This window comes from Arenibacter latericius DSM 15913 (genome assembly GCF_000424985.1).
GTDB lineage: Bacteria > Bacteroidota > Bacteroidia > Flavobacteriales > Flavobacteriaceae > Arenibacter > Arenibacter latericius.
Map to the genome: position 1 here is coordinate 48,356 of NZ_AUKX01000028.1, position 22,975 is coordinate 71,330.

Sequence of the window (22,975 nt, forward strand, 5' to 3'; positions counted from 1 at the left end):
ATAACAAAAAAACCGCCCAACAAACTAAATTGATGGACGGTTATAAAGTTTTTCGCTAGGTAATACCCTTGCGATGTTATTGTTACAAGCTCAGTGCAACACTTAGAATAAGTTGATCTGGTCTAGTATCTATTCTGTCTCCAGAAAATACGCCATCAATCACGGTAACCTCGTTCTCACTAAAGCCTCTTTCGTATCTAAGGTCTATTCCGAACTTTCCGAAGGAGATTCCAGCACCAATATTGAGGCCTACGGTGAAATCGTTTTCTACATCCCCAATGGTAATTCCATCATAATCAGTATCCAAAATATACTGGAATGCAGGTCCTGCAAATACATGAAGTGGTCCAACGAGATTGACACCTAGTAAAACAGGGAGATCCAATTTGCTCATCTCTAAGCTGTTGTTGTCATAATCAGACTTGGTTTTGGTATACACCAACTCTGGCCTTAAATATATTTTATCTCCTATCTTACCAAAAATACCAACGTGGTATCCAACGTTGCTCTTAGGATCCTTGTAAGCGTTCTCGGCAGATTCAAAATAATCGCCGTTGGCGCCATAATTAAGACCGCCTTTAATTCCAAAGCCTGGGTCATTTTGTGCGAATGCAGTGATGCTCACCAAAGCAAAAGCTGCCAATAAAATTGTCTTTTTCATCATAATAAGGTGTTCTTTTAGTTTAAAAAACATTGTTCAATATTACATACAATGTTCATACCAGTTTGTCTCAAATAAAAATAAACTTAATCCTAAAATCGACTAAAGTCAAAATTGCCCCTAATGAATCTCTTGTTAAAGATTTCCAATTCGGGGCAAATGATAGTATTTCTAATTTTCAAAACAAGTGCTATTCTTTGCTCTTGAATGTTGGTTTATTTTCTTTTCAACACCTTTAAAACGGCTTTTTCTATAGCTTTATTGTCTAATCCGTATTTTGACATTAATTCTTCTGGGGTGCCACTTTCACCAAATGTGTCTTTTGTTCCAACAAATTCTTGAGGTGTAGGAAGTGTAGTAGCAAGGTATCCGGCTACAGTTTCTCCTAAACCACCCAAGTAGTTATGTTCTTCTGCACTAACGATGCATCCAGTTTTTTTAACCGACTTTAGTACAGCTTCCCCATCAAAAGGTTTAATGGTGTGTATATTAATTACTTCTGCAGAAATACCTTGCTTTTCCAAGCTTTCAGCAGCAATTAATGCTTCCCATACCAAATGGCCAGTTGCTACTATTGTAACATCCGTACCTTCACTTAGCATAAGAGCCTTCCCAATTTCAAATTTCTGGTCTACGGGAGTGAAATTAGCAACTTTTGGTCGACCAAATCTCAAGTAAACTGGTCCTTCATGTTCTGCAATGGCAATGGTAGCTGCTTTGGTCTGATTGTAATCACAAGGATTAATAACAGTCATCCCAGGTAACATTTTCATCATCCCTATATCTTCCAATATCTGGTGAGTAGCGCCATCTTCTCCAAGGGTAACCCCAGCATGGGAAGCACAAATCTTTACGTTTTTACCAGAATAGGCAATGGATTGTCTAATTTGATCGTATACCCGTCCTGTAGAGAAATTGGCAAAAGTTCCTGTAAAAGGAATTTTTCCACCTATAGTAAGTCCCGCGGCAATACCCATCATATTGGCCTCGGCAATTCCGATTTGAAAAAATCGCTCTGGATTTTCCTCAATAAATTTTTCCATTTTTAAAGAACCTACCAAATCGGCACATAAGGCAACCACATTAGGGTTACTTCTACCTAGTTCGGCCAGTCCGGCGCCAAATCCACTTCTTGTATCGTTCTTACCTTGATCTATATATTTTTTCATCTTGTTTTTTCTTAATCGTTATTAGGAAATGATTGGATTAATAATCTCCGATAGTTTCTGGGTTTTGCGATAGGGCATTCTCCAGTTGCTCATCGTTAGGTGCTTTTCCATGCCATGCGTGGGTATGCATCATAAAATCAACGCCATTCCCCATAACGGTATGTAATAACACGCACACAGGCTTACCTTTACCGGTTCTGCTTTTGGCTTCCTTCATTCCGTTTATAACGGCTTCTAAATTGTTACCTTCTTTAATATCTACTACGTCCCAGCCAAATGCTTCAAATTTCTTTCTTAGATTACCTAGAGGTAACACATCCTCGGTAGCTCCGTCTATCTGCTGCCCATTATAGTCAATCGTAGAGATAAGATTATCTACCTTATTTCCGGCAGCATACATAATAGCTTCCCAATTCTGACCTTCTTGTAACTCCCCATCTCCATGAAGAGTATAAACCAATTTTGAATCTTTATTTAATTTTTTGGCTTGTGCTGCACCTAAGGCTACGGACATTCCTTGTCCTAAGGAGCCAGAAGCGATACGTACTCCCGGTAATCCCTCATGGGTTGTTGGGTGCCCCTGTAAACGAGAGTCAATTAATCTAAAAGTATTTAATTCATCTACAGGAAAATATCCTTTTCTTGCCAAAACACTATAGAAAACCGGCGAGATGTGGCCGTTGGATAAAAAGAAAAGATCTTCATCTTTCCCATCCATATCAAAACCTTCCTTAAGTTCCATTAATTCATTATATAGCGCTACCATAAATTCGGTGCAACCTAATGATCCTCCTGGATGTCCGGAGTTAACTTTGTGAACCATTCTTAATATGTCTCTGCGTACCTGAACGGTCAAATCTTGTAATTCTTGAAGTTTTGGCATTTTTCTCTAATTTTTTAAACTTCCCAAAAGTAATGGCTATCTTTTGTGAAAGCAAGAAGGAGTTATTATATTTTATCAACTTTGCCAATTAAATCATCAACTTTATTTTTTTCTTGGGAACTTAATGACAAGGAGTTGACTATATTTGCGGCTTTAAATCTCTTTTTTTTGAAATTTACTTTACAACATTCAGACAGTAGAACTAAGGCCAGGGCCGCAGAACTAGTAACAGATCACGGAAAAATACAAACTCCCATATTTATGCCCGTAGGTACCGTGGCATCGGTAAAAGGGGTGCACCAGAAGGAACTTAAAGAGGAGGTTAATCCAGATATTATTCTGGGGAATACCTACCATTTATACCTTAGGCCTAAAACGGAAATTTTAAAAAAGGCAGGCGGACTCCATAAATTTATGGGGTGGGACCGAAATATTTTAACCGATAGTGGAGGATTCCAAGTGTATTCCCTTTCCGGAAGTAGAAAGATTAAAGAAGAAGGGGTGAAGTTTAAGTCTCATATAGATGGGTCTTACCACGTTTTTACTCCAGAAAATGTAATGGAAATCCAAAGAGTAATCGGGGCCGATATTATTATGGCCTTTGATGAATGTACACCTTATCCCTGCGATTATAATTATGCCAAAAGATCTATGCATAGAACGCATAGATGGTTAGACCGTTGTGTAAGCCATTTGGAGAAAACCCCATTTGCCTATGATTATGCGCAAACGTTCTTTCCTATTGTACAAGGATCTACCTATAAAGACCTTAGGATACAATCTGCTGAATATATTGCCGGCGTAGGTGCAGAAGGTAATGCAATAGGCGGACTTTCAGTAGGGGAGCCTGCAGAGGAAATGTACGCGATGACAGAGGTGGTTTGTGATATTTTACCGGAGGATAAACCAAGATACCTAATGGGCGTAGGGACACCTATCAATATTTTGGAAAATATTGCCTTGGGAGTAGATATGTTCGACTGTGTGATGCCTACAAGAAATGCAAGAAACGGTATGCTGTTTACCGCTCATGGGACTATCAATATAAAAAATAAAAAGTGGGAAGACGATTTTTCTCCCTTAGACGAAATGGGGACCACTTTTGTAGATAGAGAGTACTCCAAAGCCTATCTAAGACATCTTTTTGCTGCAAACGAATATTTAGGGAAGCAAATTGCTACCATTCATAACCTAGGTTTCTATATGTGGTTGGTTAGAGAGGCAAGAAAGCATATTTTAGCGGGAGATTTTTACGAGTGGAAAACCATGATGGTAAAACAAATGGATAAAAGATTATAGGTGCTTACCATAATAGATAAATACATATTAAAACGCTATCTGGCAACCTTCTTTGTGATGCTGATGCTCTTTGTGCCTATAGGCATTATGGCAAATTTGGCTGAGCAAATTGGGAAAATGATAGATAATGAGGTTCCCCTAGCAGAAATTGTTGTTTATTATTGGAACTTTACTCTGGTAATAGGGAATATATTGTTTCCCATTTTTCTTTTCCTATCGGTTATCTTCTTTACTTCTATATTAGCTAATAATACCGAGATAGTGGCTATTTTAAGCTCTGGAGTGTCTTATGGTCGATTTTTGAGACCTTATATGATAGGGGCTACCATTATTGCAATAATCATGTTCCTTATGAATATGTTTATTGTCCCTCCTGCAAGTGTTGGCTACAATGAATTTAAATTTAAATACCTGAAAAGAGGAAAGCAAGATAGGGTTACCACCAATATCTTTAATCAATTAAATGAAACCGACTTCATCTATGTGAGTCGCTTTGATCCAGCTCGACAAATTGGTTATAATTTCTCTATGGAGCGTTTTAATGAGGATAATACCCTAAATTTTAAAATGTCTGCTGCCAATATTAGATGGGTGGAGAGTGATAGCGTCTATAGACTTACCTCCTATACCAAGAGGAGATTGGTAAACGGAATAGAGCAGATAGAGACCAAAAAAAGATTAGATACTATCTTTAATTTTAAGATAGACGACCTAACTCCTGTGTCTTATATTGCTGAGACAAAAAACATGTTTGAACTCAATAAGTTTATTGAAGATCAAAAACGAAAAGGGGCGTCCAATATAAATAGTTATGTGTTGGTGAAATATAAGCGATGGGCTCTACCTCTTGCAGCCTATATTCTTACCATTATTGCCGTTGCAGTATCTTCTGTAAAACGACGTGGTGGAATGGGGGTTAACCTAGCGTTTGGTATAGGGGTAGCTTTTATCTATATCTTTTTTGATAAGGTTTTTGGAACCCTAGCAGAACAGTCGGGCTTTTCACCCCTATTAGCGGTTGTTATCCCTAATGTATTGTTTGGTATTATTGGCTTTTACCTGTTACAAAATGCTAAGCGCTAAACTAAGAAATTACCTCCATTTACATTTCATTGTTTTTATTTGGGGCTTTACAGCAGTCTTGGGGAAGCTTATTACTATAGACGCTCTCCCTCTGGTCTGGTATAGGATGGGCATTGCTTTCCTTTTAATATTTGTATATGTTAAATTTCGGAAGTTCTCTTTAAGAGTACCGCCAAGGACCTTAGTGATGCTGATAGTGGCGGGGATAGTAATTGCCTTGCATTGGGTAACATTTTTTATGGCGATAAAGGTGTCCAATGTTTCCGTAGCTCTAGCAATCATGTCGACGGGGGCATTTTTTACTGCCTTGATGGAACCCATTTGGTATGGCCGTAAAATGATAGGGTACGAGGTGGTATTTGGTTTAGCAGTAATTTTAGGGCTCTATGTAATGTTTAATGTACAGGGGAATTACGTTTATGGAATTGTATTGGCGCTAGTTTCTGCATTTCTGTCCGCCGTATTTTCCTTGATTAACGGTAAACTTGCTCAGGAATATAAACCCTCCATAATTTCGCTTTACGAATTGGGAAGTGGTGTATTATTGCTCACTATCTATCTCTCCTTTAGAGGAAGGTATAATGAAGAATTTTTTACTTTAACAACCACAGATTGGGGTTACTTGTTTTTACTAGCCTCTGTTTGTACTGCTTATGCCTTTATTGCTTCAGTAAAAGTGATGAAGTTTATAAGTCCTTATACGGTGATGTTAACCACTAATTTAGAGCCGGTGTATGGGATTATTCTAGCATTTCTGATCTTTGGAGACAGTGAGAAAATGAATCCAGGCTTCTATATAGGAGGTATTATTATACTTACTACAGTAATGGCCAATGGAATATTAAAGAATAGAAAGAAATTAAAAAAAATAGTCTAAGGGGGTGGCTTCCCTTTAAAGTTTTATATTTGCCTACTGATATTGAAAAGAACAAAACCTGTAGACCTATGGAGTATTTAGATTTTGAACTTCCCATTAAAGAGCTAGAAGAGCAGCTGGATAAGTGCATGATAATTGGAGAGGAGAGTGATGTTGATGTTTCGGAAACCTGCAAGCAGATAGAGAAAAAATTAGCGGATACCCGCAAGGATATTTATAAGAACCTTACTGCTTGGCAACGTGTACAACTGTCTAGGCATCCTAATAGACCGTATACTTTAGATTATATTAATGCTATTTGTGGAGATACCTTTTTGGAGCTTCATGGAGATCGTAATGTAAAGGATGATAAGGCTATGATTGGTGGCCTCGGTAAAATAGGCGATCAGTCTTATATGTTTATTGGACAACAAAAAGGATATAATACCAAAACTAGACAGTATCGTAATTTTGGTATGGCTAACCCAGAGGGCTATAGAAAAGCTTTGAGACTAATGAAGTCTGCAGAAAAATTTGGTGTTCCTGTAGTATGTTTAATAGACACTCCAGGTGCCTATCCTGGTATTGAAGCTGAGGAAAGAGGGCAAGGTGAAGCTATTGCAAGAAATATCTTGGAAATGACCCGATTAAAGGTGCCTATTATCGTTATAATAATAGGAGAAGGTGCTTCTGGTGGTGCCTTAGGAATTGGTGTAGGTGATAGGGTGTTAATGTTAGAGAATACTTGGTACTCGGTAATTTCCCCAGAATCTTGTTCTTCTATACTTTGGAGAAGCTGGGAATACAAAGAGCAAGCTGCAGAGGCGCTTAAACTTACGGCGACCGATATGAAAAAGATGAAATTGATTGATGAGATTGTGAAGGAACCTGTAGGTGGTGCACATGCTAACCGTGACAAAACTTTCGAAATCGTGAAAAATAAAATTTCGACCCATTATGAAGAGTTGAAAAAGTTATCACCAAAAGATTTAGTAAATAACCGAATGGATAAATATGCTAACATGGGGGTTTTTAATGGATAACATCCCATTTTATCAGGCGGAAAAAAACTGGAGTAGTATTTCTCCAGTTTTTTTTTGCTTATGAACAATTTTCGTAACTTATCAACACGGGGATTGTTAATGAACTGTTGATATCCCTAACCTCCCATTTAATTCTTATTTGTTAATTTAGTGCTCATGGAAAAAACGAACCCAGTTATTGGTCATCGGATAGATAAATCTACCATTATTAGCCTCGAGAAAGGAAAAGTTCCACCTCAAGCTGTTGATTTAGAGGAGGTTGTTATTGGTGCGATGATGATTGATAAAAAAGGTGTAGATGAAGTAATAGATATCCTACATCCAGATGTTTTTTATAAGGAAGCTCATAAATATATTTATGAAGCTATCTTTAAACTGTTTGAAAATTCCGAACCTGTAGATTTATTAACCGTTTCTTCTCAATTGAAGAAGGATGGTCTTTTAGAAAAAGCTGGAGGTGATTTTTACCTTATAAAACTTACTCAAAAGGTGGCTTCTTCGGCGCATATCGAATTTCATGCGCGAATTATTCTCCAAAAATATATACAAAGAAGTCTTATTAAAATCTCTAATGAGATTATCGAGGAGGCCTATGATGATTCTACTGATGTATTTGATCTCTTGGATGCAGCAGAGTCAAAATTATATGATGTTACCCAAGGAAACTTAAAACGTTCAGCAGAAACTGCTCAGAACTTGGTAATCCAAGCAAAGAAAAGAATTGAGGAAATTGCCGGAAAGGAAGGACTAAGTGGAATTCCCTCCGGATTTGATAAGTTAGATAAGTTAACCTCTGGGTGGCAACCAAGTGATTTAATTATTGTTGCAGCGCGTCCAGGTATGGGTAAAACGGCACTAACGCTATCTATGGCAAGAAACGTTGCTGTTAACTCTAATATAGGTGTAGCTTTCTTTTCCTTGGAGATGTCATCTGTTCAGTTGATTACAAGGTTAATATCTTCGGAAACAGGACTGTCTTCGGAGAAATTAAGAACAGGTAAATTGGAAAAACACGAGTGGGAACAGTTGAATGTAAAAGTTAAAGCCTTGGAGTCCGCTCCATTGTTTATAGACGATACCCCTTCGCTTTCTATTTTTGACCTTAGGGCAAAGGCAAGGCGACTCGCTTCTCAGCACAATATAAAGATGATTATGATAGATTATCTTCAGTTGATGACCGCTGGGGGAACCCAAAAAGGGGGTAACCGTGAACAGGAAATCTCTACCATTTCTCGTAACTTGAAAGCCTTGGCTAAAGAATTGAATGTTCCAGTAATAGCCCTATCACAGTTATCACGTGCCGTGGAAACTAGGGGAGGAAGTAAGCGTCCTGTGCTATCGGATTTGAGGGAGTCAGGAGCTATTGAGCAAGATGCAGATATCGTTTCCTTTATCTATAGACCGGAATATTATAAGATTGATGAATGGGATGATGAAGAACGTTCCCCGACCGCTGGACAAGGGGAGTTTATTGTGGCAAAACACAGAAACGGTGGCTTGGAGAATATTCGATTGAAATTCCTTGGGCATTTAGGTAAGTTCGATAACTTGGATGATTTTGATTCCCCCTTCGAATTCCAGTCCAAAATGAATGCAGATGATGATAATCCATTTATTACTAAAGGGTTGCCAGATGCTAGTGAGGCTTTTGGTAGCGCAATGAATAATGACCATATGCCCGATGATAATGATGTGCCTTTTTAAGGATATCGTGACAAGATAGTTACTATTACCTCCTCTTTTTATTAGGAGTGGAAATTATAAAAATATATTTAATGAAAAATAATATTTGGCCCCCGAAATTTTTTGGAGGCCTTTTTTTTTATATTCTCTGTTTCTTGTGTGGTAGCTCCCTTTATGCGTCCTCTATTTTGATTCCTATGGATGCAGAAGGACAAAAAAATCACCTAAAGGCTTATGGTATTACCTATTGGGTGCTTACCAAACAGCAAAAAGTACAATGGTTATTAAATTATAGAGGAGGCTCATTTTTACTGCCAGACGGAGAAAATATCCGTAGAGAATGTCAGATTAGAGGGGTCTCTTTTGAAATTTTATCCGATGGGCAAACCCAAGAGATTTTAGACGGAATAAGTAGTCCATCGCAAAATCAAGAATCGGTGATATTAGAAAAAGCTCCTAAAATTGCAGTGTATACACCTAAAGACAACCCCCCTTGGGATGATGCTGTAACCATGGTCCTTTCCTATGCGGAAATACCTTATGAAAAAGTATATGATGAAGAGGTGCTAGAAGATCAATTGGTGCTATATGACTGGCTGCACCTGCATCATGAAGATTTTACCGGACAATATGGAAGGTTTTATGGAGCTTATAGAACAGCTCCATGGTATATTGAAGGGAAGCAAAATGCAGAAGCAATGGCTCAGAAACTTGGTTTTAATAAGGTTTCAGAGCAGAAGAGTGCTGTAGCCCAGAAAATTAAGAACTATGTGATAGGGGGTGGTTTTATGTTTGCCATGTGCTCCGCTACTGATAGTTTCGACATTGCGTTGGCAGCAGAAGGCGTAGATATATGTGAGCCTATGTTTGATGGAGATCCATCGGATGCTAACTACCAATCTAAATTGAATTACGATAATACCTTTGCCTTTACTAATTTTATTTTGGAAAGAAATCCTTTGGTGTACGAGTTTAGTTCTATTGATACTACTCGTAAAAGAGGTGAAATTTCGAAAGAATCAGATTATTTCTCTTTGATGGATTTTTCAGCAAAATGGGACCCAGTCCCTACAATGCTATGCCAAAATCATACCGCGCTGGTTAAGGGATTTATGGGGCAAACAACTGCATTTACTAGGGAAGAGATAAAACCAACGGTATTGGTGTTAGGAGAAAATAAAATTAATGGTGAAGCGCGTTATATACACGGAGTTAAAGGTAAAGGCTTCTTTACCTTTTATGGGGGGCACGATCCTGAAGATTATCAGCATAGGGTAGGTGACCCAAAAACAGAGCTAGAATTGCACCCTAGTTCTCCGGGATATCGACTCATCTTAAACAATGTATTGTTCCCAGCGGCAAAGAAAAAAAATCAGAAGACCTAAAAAGTAGCTCTTATAGATGAAGTTGGGGTGAGAATTGTGATTAATTCCAATACAAGTACCAAGAAGTATTTGTATTGAGGAGGCATATTATACCTTGCTTTTGAAAGGTGGATTAAGATAATTTTACTTCAATCAATAACTGTAATAAACTAACTGTTACAGCCCTAATAAAGGCAATGTTTTTATTTTATGGTAGGTTAGAGCCGTGCTAATACACATTTTTAATTCTTCAATAGGAATGGTGTCCTGCATCTTAAAAGTTATGGCCCTATTTCCTTCAAAAGTAAATACCTCTTTAAAAACTGCTTTGAAGGTGGGCACCAATCTACTGGAGCAATTAAAATAAATGGCATATTGATGTGGGTGTTTAATTTTCCAATCCAAACGTATAGTGCTTCCATTTTTGGTAAGATAACTAGGCTCTCCCCATCTAGTGGTTTCCTCCAAATCTGTTATTTCATTATTGTCATTAGCAACTTCTAGTATTAACGTCCTTAAATACAATAACTTTTGGGATACGGTATTTGGGTAGTTGTTGAATATTAACGCTACCTCCGGATTTGTCTTTAATTTTACGTTTTTCATTATGGTAGGTTAGAAATTTAGAGTAGCGCTGTATACTGTTAAGAGTTATTTCTATAGCTAGTTGATGTGGGGCAACTATACCAAAAAAGACCTACTCCTAAATGAATAGAACTATAATTGATTTTAGTTGGTATTAAAGTAATAAAATTTTAGAGTCCTAATCTAAAAATACCGGTATAAATTGGAATCGGATGTGCTAATAATAAAATTACAAGCTGAATTCTGCTCGGTTGCGAGTAAATTATGAACAAAAAATCTCCAAAGTGAAACCTTTGGAGATTTTAGCGTTGAAGTGTTATAGGATCCACTAAAAAAGAATGTAAAAGTCTTATTTAGTAGGTGTTACTTTTAGTTTTACTTAATACAAGTTGTTCTAAAATGCGTTCTACTCCATTATCGTCGTTACTGCTGGTTCTGAAGTTTGCAATTTCTATAACGTCTGGATGTGCATTTTCCATGGCAAAACTAAAGTGTCCCTTAGTTAGCATTTCTAGGTCATTGTTATAATCGCCAAACACCATCGTCTCTTGCTTGCTTATGTTATACTTCTGTTGTAATTGCTCCAAGGCATACCCCTTATTAGCATTCATACTAGAAATATCTAGCCAATTCTCCCCGGAGATCTTTACTTTCATTTTACTTTCTAAATGTTTTACTAGAGGGTAAATATGATCTTCCGAGCTTTCAAAATGAAAAAGGGCAATCTTTAAGATTTCTCCGTTAAAAGTAGATAGGTCTTCTATAATGCTAAATTCGGAATAGTATTCCTTTAGTTTGTTTTTAAATATTTCTGAATCCCCTTTTATATATGCACTCTCTTTTCCACATAATACAACGTGTACGTTGGGAGTATCTTTTAAAATATCCATCACCTCGGAAATAGTGCCATTTTCTAAGGGGGTGGAGAGCATCTCCTTATCTCGTTTACGTATATAGGCGCCGTTCTCTGCCACCACAATAATATCGTCCTTAATAGCGTCTAGTTTCTCTACTATGCTTAAATATTGGCGACCACTAGCGGCTACAAATTTTATATTCTGTTCTTTTAATTTTTGAAATAGGGTAAAGAATTCGGGGCTTACCTCATGTTTGGAATTTAATAAGGTTCCATCCATATCCGTTACCACCATTTTTACTTTTGAAAAATCCATTCATTTGTATTTAACCAACAAAGGTATTGGATATATCTTTATTGACAGCATAGTTGTTAAAAGTTTCACATTTGAGTGAGGATCATAGTTTACATAACCTAGGGACTAATTTTATTACTTTGTGATTTAGATTTGCTTGTTTGGTTGTGGCACGAGGTGAATATGGTCTTTATAGTTAAAAGCAGAAATTAGTTTCATAATAATTCCGAAATTAGCGGTAACGTTTAAACTGTTCGTATGCATTTTTATCAAAAGGAAATGGACTTACCGCCTTATAAAAGAGGGTTTCATATTATTACTGATACCATATTGACCAATGTGCCAGAGATAAGACGGATCAACAAAGGAATGTTGCAGGTTTTTATAAAACATACTTCTGCTAGTTTAACCATTAATGAAAATGCAGATCCTACCGTAAGAACAGATTTTGAAAGTCATATTAATGTAATGGTTCCGGAAAATGCTCCCTATTATATTCATACTTATGAAGGGGCAGATGATATGCCTGCACATATAAAATCGTCCTTAATGGGGGCTTCAGTACAAATACCAATTACGAACGGGCGACTTAATTTAGGTATATGGCAGGGAATTTATTTATGTGAGCATAGGGATTATGCAAGAGGGCGAGAATTGGTGGTGAGTTGTTTTGGAGTGTAAAAGAATTAAAAATTCTACAGAACTAAGAACGAACTACAATAATAAAGCTACTTGGTGTAATAGATTGCTAGATGGCTTTTTTGAAATAAGTTTTATTGTTTTTCAAGTTTAGGTTCAAATATGGGTAAAAAAATCCCGCTCCAAAAGGAACGGGATTTTATAAGCGAGATAGATATGTTATTTAATTTATTTTACTTTGTTTACGATAGCCTTAAAAGCTTCTGGGTGGTTCATCGCCAAATCGGCTAAAACCTTACGGTTTAACTCAATGTTGTTGGCTTTTAACTTACCCATAAACTGAGAATAAGACATTCCGTGCATTCTGGCACCTGCATTAATACGGGTAATCCATAAAGAACGGAAAGTTCTTTTCTTATTTCTACGGTCTCTATAAGCATATAACATTGCTTTTTCAACCGCATTTTTGGCTACTGTCCAAACGTTTTTACGTCTTCCAAAGTAACCTTTGGCTTGCTTCATTACTTTTTTTCTTCTAGCTCTTGAAGCAACTGAATTTACTGATCTTGGCATAATTTAAATTGTTTTTGTAGTAGGCGGTCTATATGCGACACTTGTTTGCTTGTAGCTTAATGCTATGTTACAGCCTAACTCCAGGGTTAATAATTTACCGACTGAACGATTACTTTAAACGTAATTGTTCTTTAATACTGTTAACGTCCGACTGATGCACTAATGCAGAGTGGGTTAACGCTAGCTTGCGCTTCTTAGACTTCTTCGTAAGAATATGGCTTTTAAAGGCATGCTTTCTTTTAATCTTGCCAGTACCAGTAAGCTTAAAACGCTTTTTGGCACTAGATTTTGTTTTCTGTTTAGGCATTTGCTTCCTATTTATTATTTATCTCGCTTACTATCTTTAAACCGGAATATTCCGGTTACTTTTTTCTTGTATTCCCAGTAAAAAGTGATTTACTTTTTAGTTTTGGGAGCAATGAACATTGTCATTCTTTTTCCTTCTAATCTCGGCATCTGCTCTACCTTACCTAGGTCTTCCAATTCGGAAGCTAATCTAAGCAAGAGTATTTCACCCTGATCCTTATAAACAATAGATCTTCCCTTAAAGAATACATATGCTTTTAGTTTAGCACCATCTTTAAGGAATTTCTCTGCGTGTTTCTTTTTAAACTCGTAGTCGTGATCATCCGTTTGCGGACCAAATCTAATTTCTTTTACGATAACCTTCGTCGCTTTAGACTTCATAGCCTTTTCGCGCTTCTTTTGTTCGTATAGAAATTTCTTGTAATCAATTATTTTGCAAACTGGTGGATCTGCCTTAGGGGATATCTCTACCAAGTCCAATTCCATTTCTTTGGCTTGGGCAAGGGCTTCCCTTGTGTTATACACTCCTACCTCTACATTGTCGCCAACCAACCTTACTTTGGGCGATAAAATCTTTTCATTGATGTTGTGGGGATTTTTATTCTCCCTTCTAGGTTGTGGTCTAAAACGTTTTCTTATTGCTATGGCTCTACTTTTTTAATTAAACTTATTTTTTTTAAAACGACTTTAAGGTACTATTTATTTCATTAGTTACCAAGTCAGAAAAAGCTTTTATGGTGATGGAACCGAGATCCTCACCTCCATGTCTTCTAACGGAAATGGTTTCTTCGTTCTCTTCATTCTCACCAACAATTAACATAAATGGGATTTTATTCATCTCTGCCTCCCGTATTTTTTTGCCAACTGTCTCATTTCTATTATCAATGAGGGCGCGAATGTCGTTATTTTCCAAGGAATTTAAAACTTTTTCGGCATATATTTCATGTTTTTCACTTACAGGGAGTATAATCGCCTGTTCTGGCATGAGCCAAAGTGGGAAATTTCCTCCAGTATGTTCCAGTAATAATGCTATAAATCGTTCCATGCTTCCAAAAGGAGCTCGGTGAATCATTACTGGCCTATGTAACTCGTTGTCGCTTCCCTTATAGGTAAGGTCAAATCTTTCGGGTAGGTTGTAATCTACCTGTATAGTACCCAATTGCCAATTTCTACCCAAAGCATCCTTAATCATAAAGTCTAATTTAGGTCCGTAAAAAGCAGCTTCTCCACTTTCTATGACATAATCTAGCCCTTTATCCTTTGCGGCATTTATAATAGCATTTTCTGCTTTTTCCCAGTTTTCAACAGAACCGATATATTTTTCTGGTTTTTCTAGATCCCTAACAGAAACCTGCGCGGTAAACTTTTCAAAACCTAAAGATCCTAATACATATAAGGTAAGATCAATTACTTTTTTAAACTCATCCGCCAATTGATCCGGGGTGCAGAAAATATGTGCATCATCTTGAGTAAATCCACGTACTCTGGTTAAACCATGAAGCTCACCACTTTGCTCATAGCGGTATACAGTACCAAATTCAGCATAACGAACAGGAAGATCTTTGTAGCTAAACGGTTTGGTATTGTAAATTTCACAATGGTGTGGACAGTTCATTGGTTTTAATAAAAACTCCTCATCCGCCTTAGGTGTTTTTATCGGTTGAAAGCTATCCTCTCCATATTTGGCATAATGTCCAGAGGTAACATATAGCTCCTTTTGACCCACGTGTGGAGTTACCACCATTTGATATCCTGCTTTCTTTTGTGCCTTCTTCAAAAATTGCTCTAATCTATCTCTTAAAGCAGCTCCTTTTGGTAGCCATAGGGGAAGACCTTGCCCTACCTTTTGTGAGAAGGTAAACAATTCTAATTCCTTTCCTAACTTTCTATGGTCGCGTTTTTTTGCTTCTTCTAACAGTTCCAAATATTCGGTAAGCTCTTTCTGTTTAGGAAAAGAAATTCCATATACCCTAGTTAATTGGGGGTTGTTTTCATCTCCTCTCCAATAAGCTCCTGCTACACTTAATATTTTTATTGCCTTTATTATCCCGGTATTAGGAATATGTCCTCCACGGCAAAGGTCGGTAAAGGTATTATGGTCGCAAAAGCTAATGGTCCCGTCTTCTAAGTTGTCAATTAACTCTACCTTATATTGGTTCCCTTGAGAACGGTAGAGGTTTAAGGCATCTTCCTTGCTAACAGAACGCATTTTAAAATCGTGCTTTCCTCTAGCAATTTCAATGGCTTTCTTTTCTATAGCGGGAAAATCTTTTTCGGATATGGTTTTATCACCGAAGTCCACATCGTAATAAAACCCATTTTCAATCGCAGGACCAATGGTAAGTTTTATTCCAGGATAGAGTTCTTCTAAGGCCTGTGCAACCACATGGGAAGTGGAATGCCAAAAGGCAGTCTTTCCCTCCTTATCATTCCAGCTAAAAAGAACTAGAGAGCCATCTTCATTTAAGGGGGTAACGGTCTCAACTGTTACACCATTGAATTTTGCAGAAATAATATTTCTTGCTAAACCTTGACTTATGCTTTTGGCCACATCCAATGGAGTGGTTCCTTCTGCATATTCCCTAACACTTCCGTCCGGTAAAGTAATTTTGATCATAGGATTCTTTTTAACACCTGCAAAGATATTGTAAAGCGTTTAGTTGGGCAAAGTTGTACTGAAATGAATTTCTATTTTACGTAGTTTCTCCATAATTGTTGGGAAGGTGATGCGAAAAATTTGAAGGTATTATCAATTTAAAGCAAAAATAGGCCGAGATTACTTTAAGAAACATTGGTTTTTAAATATTTAGAGAGGATATTCATAGAGTGATGTGACAAATTTTAGAGGGGCTATTGCGACTTTTTATGCGCAATGATTTAGAGGCTAATTTTGATAAATGTTTTTTAAGAGTGTGAAATTCATTTCAAATCCATAATATTTATGAAAAAAAACTATCAAATATAACAGTTTGTTCCTTATTTAACATTTGTTTAGCTTTTTGTTTGATTGTGTAATTAAATTTTATAATTTTTGATTTTTAATCAACTAAATTAAAACTCATGAAGAATACCTTTTTAGTATGTACTTTTCTTTTGTTTCTCTTTAAATCCTACAGTCAAGATGTTGCTGGGGTGGTAACTGACAATTCAGGGACCCCATTACCCGGGGTGACTATTCTTGTTGAGGGGACAATAACAGGGACAACAACAGATTTCGATGGTAATTATGCGATTGCTGCTAGCTCGGGCGACGTGCTTAGATTTTCCTTCCTGGGAATGAAGAGTCAAAGTATAACCGTAGGGTCTGCTAAAGTAATTAACGTTACCATGGAGGAAGACTCTGAGCAGTTGGGTGAAGTAATTGTAACCGCCTTTGGGATATCTCAAGAAAAGAAAGCGTTAGGTTATGCCGCTCAGAGTATTGATGCAGAGGCAATAACCAGCTCTAAACAAACAAACTTAGTGAGTGCCTTGCAAGGACAAGTTGCGGGGGTACAGATTACTAATTCCGGTGGGGCTCCTGGTCAGAGTGCGCGAATTGTAATAAGAGGGATAAACTCTTTAGACCCACAAGCAGATAATCAACCACTATTTGTGGTAGACGGAGTTCCTATAGATAACTCTACAGTAGAGTCTAGTGGTACTCCTCGTGGACTTACCAATAGAGCAGCCGACATTAACCCCGCCGATGTGGAATCTATGTCAATTCTAAAAGGGGCTGCTGCAACTGCTCTTTATGGAGTGCGTGCTGCAAACGGTGCAGTGATTATTACTACTAAAAAAGGAAAGAAGGGACAGATTAGAGTAAACCTAAACTCTTCCATTGGCTTTGAGGATTTAAACCGCCTACCAAAATTACAAGATCAATTCGGACAAGGGTTTAGTGGGGAGTATGATCCTACTAGTTTCTGGCCAAGTTGGGGGGCGCCAATTTCAGAGGTAGCTAAAACAGTGCCAGGGCATAAATATCAAGATAACTGGAATCGCGCCTTTGATACTGGGATGCAAACGGACAATAGTCTAAGTATTTCCGGTGGGGGTGATAAGGCTACTTTCTATGGGTCTTTTGGAAATTTTGATCAAGAAGGAATAATTCCTTTCAGTACTTGGGGTAGAACTACTGCTAAACTTTCTGGAAGTGTAACCATGAGTGAGAAATTTAATTTTAGTGCTTCTGTAAATTATTCTAATTCTGGAGGAAATAGGGTGCCGCATGATCGCTATATGGAGCGAATGATGTATTGGTCTGAGACTACAGATGTAAGGGATTATATTAATCCGGACGGTACCATGAAGACATATGGTAATACCAACCCTGTATACGATGCTCGTTTTAGTACTTATAAGGATGATGTGAATAGGATGATCGGGAACTTAAATTTAAATTATTCTCCAACAGATTGGTTGATGCTTTCATATCGAGTAGGTGCCGACTTTTTTAGCGATTCCAGAACCGAGGTTACCCCGGGTCCAAAAGGAATAGATGGAGAGCAAGCATTGAGTTCTACTGGATATTTAGAAGAGACTAGGATAAATAGTATGGATATCACTTCTAACTTTTATATTACACTAAGTAAAAAATTCAGTGATGATTGGGATACTACCCTTAGATTAGGTAATGATATTTTTGAAAGAAAATATGATAGAACTACACTTCGTGGAGAAGATTTTGTTATTCCAGGATTTTATAATGTAAATAATACCAAGCAGGTTTTTGCAAGTCAAGGTAGTAGTATTAGAAGACTGGTTGGTTTTTATGGAGATCTAATGGTAAACTATAAGAATTATTTGTACCTGAATATTACAGGAAGAAACGATTTGTCTTCTACCCTTCCAAAGGATAATAATTCTTTCTTTTACCCTTCATTTAACTTGGGCTATGTCTTTAGTGACCACTTAACCACTCCTGACTGGTTTACGTTTGGTAAGTTAAGGGCCTCATGGGCGCAAGTAGGTAAGGATACCAATCCTCATGTTTTGGGGGCTACCTTTGTTTCACCAAGTGTGTATCCGTTGAACGGACAGGTAGGGTTTAGTAGGAATGATGCATTTGGGGATCCCGCTCTAAAACCAGAGTTGACTACTTCTATTGAATTTGGTGCTCAATTGGCATTTTTTGAGAATAGATTGAATATGGATATTACCTATTACGAGTCTAACGCAGAAGACCAAATTATACCAGTTCCTGTTTCTGATGTTACTGGCTTTTCCTCATACATTACCAATGCAGGAGAGATAGAGAATAATGGATTGGAACTTGTACTTGGAGGAGATGTTGTGAAGGGTCCTGATTTTAATTGGAAGATGTCTGCCAACGTATCAATCAACAATAACAAAGTGAAATCTATTCGTGAAGGAATTGATGAGATTGTTGTGGGGAGTCAATCTGGTTATGCCGGAAGTAGGGTTACCATGAAATTGATAGAAGGCGAAGCCTATGGTAATCTTTACGGTACCAGTTATGCGCGATACGGTGGAGATCCTAACAGTATTTTTGTAGAAAGCGACTTGCCTATTATAATTGGAGAGGATGGCTTCCCAAAAAGAAATCTAAACCAGCTTATTATTGGTAATGCGGTACCGAAGTGGATAGGCGGCTTGCGTAATGAGCTTAGCTATAAGAATTTTGATCTTAATGTGATGATGGATTTTAGAGCAGGGTTGAAGCAGTATAATCAATTTGACAATTTCCTCTCTGCCTTTGGTAAAAATGAGTATACCGCAGTCAGAAACGACTATAGAGTGTTTGATGGAGTGTTGGAAGATGGTACGCCCAATACAAAAGAAGTGTGGTTAGGCCAAGGTGAAAGTCCAGATGGTAAAGATTATGGTGCTGGTTTCTGGAGAAATACCTATAGAGGAATTAGTGAGAATTTTGTATATGATGCCAGTTATATTAAGCTAAGGAGTGTTTCGCTTGCCTATAACTTTAACGATAAGATTTTAGATCGTACGCCATTTTCTTCCTTGCGAATTTCTGTAGCGGCAAATAATATTATTCTATACAGTCCGTGGGACGGATTTGATCCGGAGTCTTTCTCTGCTGGTGCAGGTGGAAACGCTATTGGTTTTACCGGCCTTGGATTTCCTGGAACCCAAAGCTATTTCATGACTTTGAATGTTGGGTTTTAAGGAGTCAATCTAGGTGTTGGGAGTACCTCTATTAATATGGGGATTTATGCTCTTAATAAGGGGTAACCAATTAAAATTTCTAGAACGGAAAAATGTGTGGAATTAAAAAAAATATAAAAATCAGCAATATGAAAATAATAAATAGAATAGGAAAAGTGCTAGGTGTTGGCCTTGTGTTTATTGCAAGTTCCTGTGATTCTTACTTGGATGTGAATGAAAATCCAAACAACCCGGAGGATGCACCAATATCGGGTCTAATGATTAATAGCACCTATGAAACTGCGTACAATCAGTATAGGGTGGGGGATATTACGTCCTATTATGTACAATACTTGGCTTCCCCAAATCCAGGAAGTTCAGGAGATACAATGGAGCCTGTGAGTTATGGTACTACATGGTTTAGATTGTATAATGTAATGACAGATTTAACTATAATGATGGATAAGTCTGAAGAATTAGGGGCAAATCACTATACGGGTGCTGCTCAAATTTTAATGGGGTTAAATTTAGGAATGGCAGTAGATCTTTTTGGAGATATTCCTTTCTCAGAAAGTTTTAGGTTCGAGACAGTAACACCTAAGTATGATTCCGATGTAGAGCTTTATGCAAAGGTTATGGATTTTTTGAACCAAGGGGTTCAGAATCTTCAAGGGGCAACTACCGTTTCTATGGGAGATGATGATTTTATATTTCAAGGAGATGTAGATAAATGGATATCCTTTGGTAATATGTTAAAGGCACGATATATGATCCATCAAAAAGCAACCTCAAATTATAATGCTAATGAAGTGTTATCGGCTATTGATAATGGTTTTAGTGGCAATGCAGACAATGCACAGGTTTCCTTCTTTGAGCAATCTATTAATCCATGGTCTAATGCGGCAAGAAATAATGCTAATTTGCTGTTGGATGGTTGGATCAGTGAGCAATTCATTGAAGCCCTGGATGGTACTTCCTATCCCGATGTTGATCCGCGATTAAAATTAATGGTAGGTACTACTGATGATGGAGAATATGTGGGTACTCCAAATGGTGCAGGTAGAGGGAATGCTCCGGAGCAGGGAGCTAGGTCAACATTGATTCAAGGGCAATATTACACTTCGGTTACTTCTCCACTGTTGATTGCTACTTATAGTGAGCAAAAATTCATTGAGGCCGAAGCGGCATTTGATGTTGATAAGGCTAGAGCGTATCAGGCCTATTTGGATGGGATTGTTGCGCATATGGAAATGTTAGAGGTCCCACAAGCAGAGATAGACGCCTATTTGGCAAGTCCTGCTGTAAGTATGGGAGAGGCAGCTTTTACTATTGATGATATTTTTAAGGAGAAATGGGTGGCTCTATTTTTACATGGAGAATCTTGGAATGATGCCAGGAGGTTCAACTATCAATATAAAGATATGACTGTGCCAGCTAACCTTAACCCGGACCTTGGAGGACAATTTATTAGAAGATTAAGTTATCCTGATAGTGAAATTAGTAGAAATGGAAATAATGTTCCGTCTGTTACCTTGTTGGATCGAATTTTTTGGGATGCCAATTAAGAAAACGACTGTTTAATTAAAATGATTTAAAATCTCCCGCACACAGCGGGAGATTTTCTATTTTTAAAGCTTGAAATGTTATAGTATGAAAAATATTTTCCGTTTACTTTTATTCTGCATTCTATTATCAAGTTGTGCAACCAAACGCCTAATGAAGCCAATTAAGAAATCCGAAGTATTTAATCAGGGATTTACTGGTGTAGTTATTTACGACCCAGAAAAGGATAAGGTGTTGTATGCACAAAACGAGGATAAGTATTTTACCCCAGCCTCCAATACAAAGATGTTTACTTTTTATACTACTTATAAAATTTTGGACAAATATGTAAATAGCTTAAACTACAGGGAGCAAAACGATTCATTAATATTCTGGGGGACTGGTAATCCGGCTTTTCTTCATCCAGATTTTAATGATGTTAGTGCTTTGGAGTTATTGAAGTCCACCGATAAAAAATTGTATTGGGCAGATAATTCTGATGAGGTTACCGCCTATGGATCGGGTTGGTCATGGAGTTGGTATAAGTATTATTACGGGCCTCAAAGGTCAGCCCTCCCAATGTATGGGAATATAGTTCGATTTACTAAAAATGCGGAAGATAAAGATATTAGTTATTCGCCGCTCTTCTTTGGGGGTAATGTAAGACCAAATAAAGAGTTGTCCACCCGTAGTTATATTATTAATAGGGAAAAGGATAGTAATGTTTTTGAATATAATATAGTAGGGGACTCTGTGAAATTCAAAACGGATCGTCCGTATGCGATTTCTTCTCAGCTTACCTTAGAGATGTTGAAAGATACCCTTGGGAAGGATGTGCAAAAAATAGACTATAGCTTGGCTAAAAGACTTCCATATGCTAAGCTTAGGGGAGTGGAAACCGATTCGCTTTTTAAGCAGATGATGGTTATAAGTGATAATTTTCTGGCAGAGCAATTGTTGGTTCTTGCTTCAGACCAATTGTTCGATACCTTAAATATAAGGAAAGTGATAAACTATTCTCTTGATAATTACTTAAATGATTTGCCCGATAAGCCAGTCTGGGTAGATGGGTCAGGACTTTCTAGTTATAATAAATTTACGCCGAGAAGTATTATTGCCCTATTAAAGAAAATTAGGGAAGAAGTTCCTGAAGAAAAGATATATGATTTTTTCCCAGCTGGAGGAAAAACAGGAACTATTAAATCCTGGTATCATTCTGGGGGACCTAGTCCTTATATCTATGCGAAAACGGGTACGCTAAACGGTACCCATTGTTTAAGTGGATACCTGCTGACGAAAAGTAATAAGGTACTTTATTTTAGCTTTATGCATAATAACTACGTTATAAGCTCTAATGACTTAAAGCGGGAAATGCAAAAGGTGTTATTTCCCATTCATGAGAAGTATTAAAACTTGTGTAAGTCAATATGCATTGTAGAGGTGGAATGTTAGATGTATTTTTGATTTGGGCGTTCCCTTCCTTCGTCAGGTCGCGCTCTTCGTTATATCCCTTGCGTTGCTGCGGGGATGCCACTGCGATCGCTAACGCAGCTTGTTGAGGTTTTTTAGCCAGTACCAATTAGGTAGAGACTATCTTCTTTTATAGTAGCGGCCTCTTCAATTGATACTGGGGTTAGTTGGGTCCAACCGCGATGCGGCCGTCGGGATGCTGTCGTGACAAAGTCACGATGCACTCTCGCTGGTGGGTGGGGTCTGCTAGCGCAGAACCGCGATGGTGTGGAGGTCCGCTAGCGCGGAACCTCGGTGGATGCCGCTTAGTTGGTGTCTGCCTGTTTATAAAGTGGCTGCCTCATCATTGGAGGATAGGGTTTGGATGCTCTACTACTACTACTACTACTACTACTACTACTACTAATGAAGGATCGGCCTCATCAATTGATGATAGGTTAGTAAGGTGCGACCGCGATGCGGCCGTATGGTGGCTGTCGTGACAAGTCACGATATGCTCTCGCTGGTAGGTGGGGTCTGCTGGCGCAGAACCACGATGGTGTGGAGGTCCGCTGGCG

General features: G+C 37.8%; 20 protein-coding genes. 10 read left to right on the forward strand and 10 right to left on the reverse strand.

Features of this window, described 5'->3' with window-relative positions:
- Positions 1-82: 82 nt before the first annotated feature.
- The 3 genes from H344_RS0110145 to H344_RS0110155 form a co-directional block, all read right to left on the reverse strand.
- Positions 83-661: a porin family protein gene (locus H344_RS0110145; protein ID WP_026810219.1), complete on the reverse strand. Its 579-nt coding sequence runs from the start codon at positions 659-661 to the stop codon at positions 83-85.
- A gap of 215 nt (positions 662-876) precedes the next feature.
- Positions 877-1,830 (reverse strand): transketolase family protein, encoded by a 954-nt coding sequence (locus H344_RS0110150; RefSeq protein WP_026810220.1) that lies wholly within the window; start codon positions 1,828-1,830, stop codon positions 877-879.
- 37 nt (positions 1,831-1,867) lie between these two features.
- Positions 1,868-2,713, reverse strand: a complete 846-nt coding sequence (locus tag H344_RS0110155) for a transketolase (protein WP_026810221.1) — start codon at positions 2,711-2,713, stop codon at positions 1,868-1,870.
- A 168-nt stretch (positions 2,714-2,881) separates the two neighbouring features.
- Here H344_RS0110155 and tgt point away from each other — a divergent pair, with 168 nt between their 5' ends.
- The 6 genes from tgt to H344_RS0110185 all read left to right on the forward strand — a co-directional run bounded on the left by tgt (position 2,882) and on the right by H344_RS0110185 (position 10,062).
- Positions 2,882-4,012 (forward strand): tRNA guanosine(34) transglycosylase Tgt, encoded by a 1,131-nt coding sequence (gene tgt, locus H344_RS0110160; RefSeq protein ID WP_026810222.1) that lies wholly within the window; start codon positions 2,882-2,884, stop codon positions 4,010-4,012.
- On the forward strand, positions 4,013-5,095 hold the full coding sequence (locus tag H344_RS0110165; RefSeq protein ID WP_026810223.1) for an LptF/LptG family permease: 1,083 nt from the start codon (positions 4,013-4,015) through the stop codon (positions 5,093-5,095). It abuts the gene before it with no gap.
- Positions 5,082-5,972: a DMT family transporter gene (locus tag H344_RS0110170; RefSeq protein ID WP_026810224.1), complete on the forward strand. Its 891-nt coding sequence runs from the start codon at positions 5,082-5,084 to the stop codon at positions 5,970-5,972. Before H344_RS0110165 ends, H344_RS0110170 begins: the two co-directional genes overlap by 14 nt.
- Positions 5,973-6,040: 68 nt before the next feature.
- The gene (locus H344_RS0110175; protein WP_026810225.1) at positions 6,041-6,994 is read left to right on the forward strand and encodes an acetyl-CoA carboxylase carboxyltransferase subunit alpha; all 954 of its coding nucleotides are present in this window, start codon (positions 6,041-6,043) and stop codon (positions 6,992-6,994) included.
- Between the two features lie 156 nt (positions 6,995-7,150).
- A complete protein-coding gene (dnaB, locus tag H344_RS0110180; protein WP_026810226.1) occupies positions 7,151-8,698 on the forward strand; it encodes a replicative DNA helicase in 1,548 nt (515 codons plus the stop codon).
- Positions 8,699-8,874: 176 nt separating this feature from the next.
- Positions 8,875-10,062 carry an asparagine synthetase B gene (locus H344_RS0110185; protein ID WP_240484969.1) on the forward strand — a complete coding sequence of 396 codons (1,188 nt, stop codon included), beginning with the start codon at positions 8,875-8,877 and terminating at the stop codon, positions 10,060-10,062.
- A 156-nt stretch (positions 10,063-10,218) separates the two neighbouring features.
- On the opposite strand, the gene H344_RS0110190 is transcribed toward H344_RS0110185, so the two are convergent.
- Together H344_RS0110190 and H344_RS0110195 are read right to left on the reverse strand one after the other, a co-directional pair.
- Positions 10,219-10,647: a DUF1801 domain-containing protein gene (locus H344_RS0110190; protein ID WP_026810228.1), complete on the reverse strand. Its 429-nt coding sequence runs from the start codon at positions 10,645-10,647 to the stop codon at positions 10,219-10,221.
- A gap of 332 nt (positions 10,648-10,979) precedes the next feature.
- Positions 10,980-11,798 carry an HAD family hydrolase gene (locus H344_RS0110195; RefSeq protein WP_026810229.1) on the reverse strand — a complete coding sequence of 273 codons (819 nt, stop codon included), beginning with the start codon at positions 11,796-11,798 and terminating at the stop codon, positions 10,980-10,982.
- 237 nt (positions 11,799-12,035) lie between these two features.
- Between H344_RS0110195 and H344_RS0110200 the strand changes: the two genes are divergently transcribed.
- Positions 12,036-12,458 (forward strand): secondary thiamine-phosphate synthase enzyme YjbQ, encoded by a 423-nt coding sequence (locus H344_RS0110200; RefSeq protein ID WP_026810230.1) that lies wholly within the window; start codon positions 12,036-12,038, stop codon positions 12,456-12,458.
- 186 nt (positions 12,459-12,644) lie between these two features.
- Here H344_RS0110200 and rplT read toward each other — a convergent pair whose 3' ends face one another.
- The 4 genes from rplT to thrS form a co-directional block, all read right to left on the reverse strand.
- Entirely contained in the window at positions 12,645-12,989 is a 345-nt protein-coding gene (rplT, locus tag H344_RS0110205) for a 50S ribosomal protein L20 (protein WP_026810231.1), read from the reverse strand.
- A gap of 109 nt (positions 12,990-13,098) precedes the next feature.
- Positions 13,099-13,296 (reverse strand): 50S ribosomal protein L35, encoded by a 198-nt coding sequence (gene rpmI / locus H344_RS0110210; RefSeq protein ID WP_026810232.1) that lies wholly within the window; start codon positions 13,294-13,296, stop codon positions 13,099-13,101.
- 89 nt (positions 13,297-13,385) lie between these two features.
- A complete protein-coding gene (gene infC / locus H344_RS0110215; protein WP_084148769.1) occupies positions 13,386-13,940 on the reverse strand; it encodes a translation initiation factor IF-3 in 555 nt (184 codons plus the stop codon).
- Positions 13,941-13,971: 31 nt separating this feature from the next.
- On the reverse strand, positions 13,972-15,912 hold the full coding sequence (thrS, locus tag H344_RS0110220; protein ID WP_026810234.1) for a threonine--tRNA ligase: 1,941 nt from the start codon (positions 15,910-15,912) through the stop codon (positions 13,972-13,974).
- Between the two features lie 443 nt (positions 15,913-16,355).
- On the opposite strand from thrS, the gene H344_RS0110225 reads away from it, so the two are divergent.
- The 3 genes from H344_RS0110225 to H344_RS0110235 all read left to right on the forward strand — a co-directional run bounded on the left by H344_RS0110225 (position 16,356) and on the right by H344_RS0110235 (position 22,358).
- Positions 16,356-19,427, forward strand: coding sequence for a SusC/RagA family TonB-linked outer membrane protein (locus tag H344_RS0110225; RefSeq protein ID WP_026810235.1), 3,072 nt, complete (start codon positions 16,356-16,358; stop codon positions 19,425-19,427).
- Between the two features lie 128 nt (positions 19,428-19,555).
- Entirely contained in the window at positions 19,556-20,971 is a 1,416-nt protein-coding gene (locus H344_RS0110230) for a SusD/RagB family nutrient-binding outer membrane lipoprotein (RefSeq protein ID WP_026810236.1), read from the forward strand.
- A 151-nt stretch (positions 20,972-21,122) separates the two neighbouring features.
- Positions 21,123-22,358, forward strand: coding sequence for a D-alanyl-D-alanine carboxypeptidase (locus tag H344_RS0110235; RefSeq protein WP_205667149.1), 1,236 nt, complete (start codon positions 21,123-21,125; stop codon positions 22,356-22,358).
- Between the two features lie 403 nt (positions 22,359-22,761).
- Here H344_RS0110235 and H344_RS21855 read toward each other — a convergent pair.
- Positions 22,762-22,975 (reverse strand): hypothetical protein (locus H344_RS21855; protein WP_026810238.1); only part of this gene is annotated, 214 nt, incomplete at its 5' end.